4 protein-coding genes are annotated in these 6,083 nt (G+C 72.1%); all 4 read right to left on the reverse strand.

The annotated features are described in order from the left end of the window. Positions 1 to 447: 447 nt before the first annotated feature. The 4 genes from ABZY31_RS24605 to ABZY31_RS24620 all read right to left on the reverse strand — a co-directional run bounded on the left by ABZY31_RS24605 (position 448) and on the right by ABZY31_RS24620 (position 5,713). The gene (locus tag ABZY31_RS24605; RefSeq protein ID WP_356413786.1) at positions 448 to 975 is read right to left on the reverse strand and encodes a hypothetical protein; all 528 of its coding nucleotides are present in this window, start codon (positions 973 to 975) and stop codon (positions 448 to 450) included. After that, on the reverse strand, positions 960 to 2,120 hold the full coding sequence (locus tag ABZY31_RS24610; RefSeq protein WP_356413789.1) for a ParA family protein: 1,161 nt from the start codon (positions 2,118 to 2,120) through the stop codon (positions 960 to 962). Before ABZY31_RS24610 ends, ABZY31_RS24605 begins: the two co-directional genes overlap by 16 nt. A gap of 360 nt (positions 2,121 to 2,480) precedes the next feature. Continuing rightward, entirely contained in the window at positions 2,481 to 3,596 is a 1,116-nt protein-coding gene (gene ald, locus ABZY31_RS24615; RefSeq protein WP_356413792.1) for an alanine dehydrogenase, read from the reverse strand. A gap of 152 nt (positions 3,597 to 3,748) precedes the next feature. Then, positions 3,749 to 5,713, reverse strand: a complete 1,965-nt coding sequence (locus ABZY31_RS24620) for a tetratricopeptide repeat protein (RefSeq protein ID WP_356413794.1) — start codon at positions 5,711 to 5,713, stop codon at positions 3,749 to 3,751. Positions 5,714 to 6,083: the final 370 nt, after the last annotated feature.

A 6,083-nucleotide genomic window follows, 5' to 3' on the forward strand; every position in this document is an offset into this window, starting at 1 on the left:
CTCCGGCACGGAGCGGCGCTCTTGGTGCGGAGCGGTGGGCCTGGACGCGAACAGCGCCTCCGGCTCGGAGCGGCACGCCCGACCGGAGCGGTGCTCTCGGTACGGAAAGGTGCTCTCGCTCCGGAGCGGTGCGCCCGGCACGAAAGCCTTGCCGGTTCGGCCCCGTACGCGCGCCCCGGAGGCCTCCGCGGCGACCTCGGCCCACCGCCATCCTCGCGTCGGATGCGCCCCGCGGGGGGGCCAGCGATGCCGAGGGTCAGCTGCCGCACAGAACCGGCGACCGCACAGGGTCAGCTACCGCACGGCACCGGCGGCCCCGCCGCGTCAGCCGCCCCGCAGCACCAGCGACCCCGCAGACTCAGCCGCCCCGCAAAACCAGCGACCCCGCCGACTCAGCCGCCCCGCAGCACCAGCGACCCCGCAGGTTCTCAGCAACCCCGCAAGCTCTCAGCGACCCCGCAGCCGGCGGACCAGGATGCTCGCGTCGCCGCGGGACTCCAGGTCGGCCAGGACGACCGCCACGGCCTCCCGGACGATCCGCCCGCGGTCCACCGCGAGGCCGTGCTCGCCGCGCAGCACCAGCCGCGCGTGCTCCAGGTCCATCAGTTCCTCGGCGGAGACGTAGACCGTGATCTTCTCGTCGTGCCGCTCGCGGCCGCTCGGCCGCCGGTTCGCCCCGCGGCCCTTGCCGCGCCGCGGCTCACCGCCACCGCCGCCGGCCCCGTTCACAGAGCCGGCAGAACCTTCCTGCGACCTGCGCGGAGCGCCCACGGCGCCCACGGCGTCGCCCTCCCGGCTGCGCCCCTCCGCCCCCGCGTCCTCCGCGGCGGCAGTGTGCTCCGACCGGGCCGACGCACCGCCCGCGGCCGAGGCCGCATCCTCGCCCGAGCGCCGCGGCGAGGACGACTGGAGGGCCATCCCCCCGGTCGTGCGGAACAGTTCGTCGGCTCCGGGCAGACTCACTCGGCGGGACACCGGGCGAGCACCTCCCTGGCCAACTGGCGGTAGGCGGCGGCGCCGACGGAGTTGGAGGCGTACGTGGTGATCGGTTCACCGGCGACCGTGGTCTCCGGGAAGCGCACCGTACGGCCGATGACGGTGTGGTAGACGTGGTCGTCGAAGGCCTCGACGACGCGCGCCAGCACCTCGCGGCTGTGCACCGTACGGGAGTCGTACATCGTGGCGAGGATGCCGTCGAGCTCCAGCTCGGGGTTGAGCCGCTCCTGCACCTTCTCGATGGTCTCGGTCAGCAGCGCCACGCCGCGCAGCGCGAAGAACTCGCACTCCAGCGGGACGATGACCTTGTGAGCCGCCGTCAGGGCGTTCACGGTCAGCAGGCCGAGCGAGGGCTGACAGTCGATCACGATGTAGTCGTAGTCGGCCATCAGCGGCTTGAGCGCCCGCTGGAGCGTCGACTCGCGCGCGACCTCGCTGACCAACTGCACTTCGGCGGCGGACAGGTCGATGTTGCTCGGCAGCAGGTCCATGTTCGGGACCGCCGTCTTCAGCAGCACCTCGTCGGCCGACATCCCGCGCTCCATGAGCAGGTTGTAGACCGTCAGGTCGAGTTCCATCGGGTTCACGCCGAGTCCCACGGACAGCGCGCCCTGTGGGTCGAAGTCGACGAGCAGCACGCGGCGCCCGTACTCGGCGAGCGCCGCACCCAGGTTGATGGTCGACGTGGTCTTGCCCACGCCGCCCTTCTGGTTGCACATCGCGATGATCTTCGCCGGACCGTGGTCCGTCAGCGGACCCGGGATCGGGAAGTACGGCAGCGGCCGTCCGGTCGGGCCGATCCGCTCCCGGCGCTGGCGTGCAGCGTCGGGCGCGAGGGTGGCCGCGTACTCGGGGTCGGGCTCGTACTCGGCGTCGGGGTCGTAGAAGTGCCCTTCGGGCACCACGTCATAGTCGGCGAAACCAGTGGGCTTTTCGCCGCTCAGGTCGCCGGCCCTGGAGTTCACGTCTAGGCCGTCCATGCTCTTTTGGGGCGTCGTCAGGTGCTGGTGGTTTGCGAAGGTGCGTACCGCGACGGAGCCGACAGCCTCGAGTCCGACCGGACCCTGGCCCCGCGCAGGCGTCCCTGCTTGACCACCTCCAGGAGCAAATGTCGACTCATTCACAAGTCGTCTTACCTCCTTGGACGTGACCAGGACACTTATCGATAGGTCAGCGTGGCACCATGCCGACGGTTGGCGACTCTATGGCGTGTCACCGCTCCGCAGCAACACAATCCGCCGGACCCGCCGCGTTGTGTCGGCAACCGAACACCACTCTGTCAAGGGCGTGCGAGCTGTCACTGCGAAGTTTCACGGGTGCGCGAATCGGTTAAAGGGTTACGTTCGAGGCGAGTTGAGCGGGGTCGCCGCGGGCCTCGAAACACGTCCGGCCGGACCTTGTCAGCAAGGTCCGGCCGGATACGTGAGATTGACGTCAGTCGTTGACGCCGGAGCCGTCGGCCGGTGTCGGCCGCGCGGTTCGGATCAGCCGAGGAGCGACTTGAGCTCCAGCGTCGGCAGGCCGTGCGCCTCGGCGACGGGGCCGTAAACGACCTGCCCGTCATGGGTGTTGAGACCCAGGGCGAGCGCGGCGTCGCGGCGCAGCGCCTCGACCCAGCCGTTGTTCGCCAGCGACACGATGTACGGCAGCGTGGCGTTGGTGAGGGCGTAGGTGGAGGTGTTCGGGACCGCGCCCGGCATGTTCGCGACGCAGTAGAAGACCGAGTTGTGGACCTGGAAGGTCGGCTCGGCGTGGGTGGTCGGACGGGAGTCCTCGAAGCAGCCGCCCTGGTCGATCGCAATGTCGACAAGGACACTTCCGGGCTTCATCCGGGAGACCAGCTCGTTGGTGACCAACTTCGGGGCCTTCGCACCCGGGATGAGCACCGCGCCGATGACGAGGTCGGCCTCCAGGACCGCCTTCTCCAGCTCGAAGGCGTTGGAGACGATCGTCTGGATCTTCGTACCAAAGATCTTGTCGGCCTCGCGCAGCTTGTTGATGTCGCGGTCGAGCAGGGTCACGTGGAAGCCCATGCCGATGGCGATCTGCGCGGCGTTCCAGCCGGAGACGCCGCCGCCGATGACGACCGCCTTCGCGGCCTGGGTGCCGGGGACGCCGCCCGGGAGGATGCCGCGGCCGCCGACGGAGCGCATCAGGTGATAGGCGCCGACCTGCGGGGCCAGCCGGCCCGCGACCTCGGACATGGGGGCGAGCAGCGGGAGCGCGCGGTTGGCCAGCTCGACCGTCTCGTACGCGATCGCGGTGGTGCCGGACTCCAGCAGCGCGTCCGTGCACTCGCGGGAGGCCGCGAGGTGCAGGTACGTGAAGAGGGTCTGGTCCTTGCGGAGGCGGTGGTACTCCTCCGCGATGGGCTCCTTGACCTTCAGCAGCAGGTCGGCGGTGGCCCAGACCTCGTCGGCGGTGCCGAGGATCTCGGCGCCGGCCGAGACGTACTCGGCGTCCGTGATCGAGGAGCCGACACCGGCGTTCTGCTCGACGAAGACCTGGTGGCCGTTACGGACCAGCTCATGCACGCCGGCGGGCGTGATGGCGACCCGGAACTCGTTGTTCTTGACCTCGCGGGGGATGCCGACCTTCATCGTCGATCACGGTCCTTGGCTCAGGGGAAATTACTGGGTACTTCCATACATACCCGCCCACAAGAACGCGCAACGGGATGCACCACGGACTGCCGCGGTGAACCCAGTCTAATGAAGGATGAGTCGCTGTCTAGCCTTGCAAACGAATAATCTCAGTCGGAACTACTACGGATTTCGCAGGCTGCGGGGTCGTCTCCGAGCAATCTGTCGGCCACAGCCCGGTGCAGCCTGGCGGCCGCGGGGTCGCCGAGCCGGTCCAGCGTGTCGGCGAGCCGCACCTGGAGCGCGGCCTGCAGGCGCACGTCACCGGCCTTGCGCGCCAGCTCGATCGCCTCCCGGCAGGTGTGCAGCGATTCCTCCGGCCGCCCGGCGTACTCGCGCACGCGTGCCATCTCGCTCAACGCCTTTGCCTGGCCGGGTACATCGGCCAGCTTCCGGTAGCCCGCCGAGGCCGCCCGCCAGCTGCGCAGCGCGTCCCCGTAGCGGCCCGCGTAGGTGTGCACGTTGCCGAGCCGCCCGTACAGCCTCGCCTCGTCCGCTCGCTCCCCCCTCGCGAGGGCCTGGGACAGCGCTCGACCGAACCAGTCGGCGGCCCGGTGCCAGTCCCCCAGCTCCTGGTACGCGCCGCCTACGGATTCCATCGCGCGGCCGGTTGCGTAGGGGTCGTTCGCGGCCCGTCCCGCGTCCAGCGCGGCCCGGTACCGCTCCAGCGCGTCGTACGTACGTCCGGTTTCGGCGTCCAGGTCGGCCAGGTTCAGCAGGGCCGCGGCCTGCTCGCGGTGGAGTCCGCCGCGCTCGGCGACGTCCAGGACGAGGCGGTGCAGCCCGTACAGCTCGGGCGCGGCCTCCGCCGTACCGCGGTGGTCGGCCAGGGCCCGGACGAGCCCGGCGACCAGGCGGCGGGCCAGGGTGTCCAGGTCGCCGTCGGCCACGGCCAGCGCGGCGGCGGCGGTCAGTGCGGGCAGCCGGCTGTCCAGCCAGCGCGCGGCGGCCCTGCGGTCCGGGAAGCGCAGGGTGCGCGGCAGGCCGTCGAGCAGCTCGCGGACCGTTTCCTCGTCGTCCTCGGCCATGGCCCGGCAGGAGTGCAGCAGCCGGACCGTGCGCTCCAGCATCCGGGCCCGGGCCAACTGGACCTCGGCGGTACGTTCCTTCGCTTCCAGGAGCGCCTGGAGCAGCGGGGCGAGGCAGCCGGGCAGCAGGTACTGGCCGTCCGCGGCCGGGCGCAGCAGCGCCAGCCCGGTGAAGTCCTCCAGCGTGGACTGGGCCGCCGCTACGGAGCAGCCCGCCAGGGCGGAGGCGATGTGCGAGTCGACCATCCCGGCCGGGGCCAGCGGGAGCAGCCGCAGGCTGCGCTGGGCGGGCTGCGGCAGGGATTCGTAGACCAGCCGGAAGGCGCGGGCCAGCGGTCCGGCGGTGCCGGCGGGCATCTCGTGGAGCTGCTTGGCCACGTCGGCGACGGCGGCCTTGGGATGGGCGGCGAGGTAGCCGCCGGCCAGGGCCAGCGCGGCGGGCTGGCCCCCGCAGGCCTCGGCGAGCGCCTCGGCGGCGCGGGGGTCGGCGGTGACGCGGGTGGTGCCCATGCGCTGGGCGAGCAGGTCGACGGCGGAGGGGGTGTCGAGCCCGCCGAGGGTGCAGGGGCGGACGTCCGGGATCCCGGTGAGGGGGCCCTCGGCGGTCACCACGACCAGGCACTCGGGGGTGTCGGGCAGGAGGGCGTCCACCTGGTGCGGGTCGGCGGCGTCGTCGACGAGGAGGATCACCCGCTTGCCGGTGAGCGCCTCGCGCAGGGCGGAACTCAGCTCGTCCTCGGCGGCGCCGGGCGGGGTGGTCCTGCCGAGCGCCTCCAGCAGGCCCCTGACGGCCCGTTCGGTGGCGACCGGGTCCCCGCCGGGGGTGGTGAGGCGGGTCCGGAACACCCCGTCGGGGTACTCGCCGGCCACCTCGGCCACGAAGGCCTCGGCGAGCGCGGTGCGGCCGGAGCCGGGGCGCCCGGCGACGAGCAGCACCCGCGCCCGGGGCGCCTTGGCCTTGCGGCCGGAGAGGGTGTCGAGCCCGGTCCTGGCGATGTCCTCGCGCAGCTCCTTGAGCTCGCGCCTCCGCCCGACGAAATCCGTCACGGATCCGCTCCTCTCCCTGCCCTCGGGGATGCTGAGCGTAGTTCACACAGAGCGACGAACCGGGTGGAGCGCGGCGGACAAATCGCCCGATCGGATCAGCGGATGGTCACACCACCCTGTCCTTCCCGGGCCGCCCCTTGCCTCCGGCGGCCCCTCAAACGCCGGGGAGGCTGATCTTGCCCCCGCCCACCCGGTGCGGCGCTCGGCCGAAGCCCCCGCGGGCCGGGCGGCCCGCTCTCCTCGCCTGCGATGTCCGTGCCTCCGGCGGCCCCTCAAACGCCGGGGAGGCTGGTGTGTGCCCCGCTGGATTCCCCTGCGGCCCCGCCTCCAGCCCCGCCGGCGTTTGAGGGCCTGCCTCCGGCGGCGCCGC

The sequence above is a fragment of the Streptomyces sp. NPDC006529 genome, assembly GCF_040611795.1.
Taxonomy (GTDB): Bacteria; Actinomycetota; Actinomycetes; order Streptomycetales; family Streptomycetaceae; genus Streptomyces.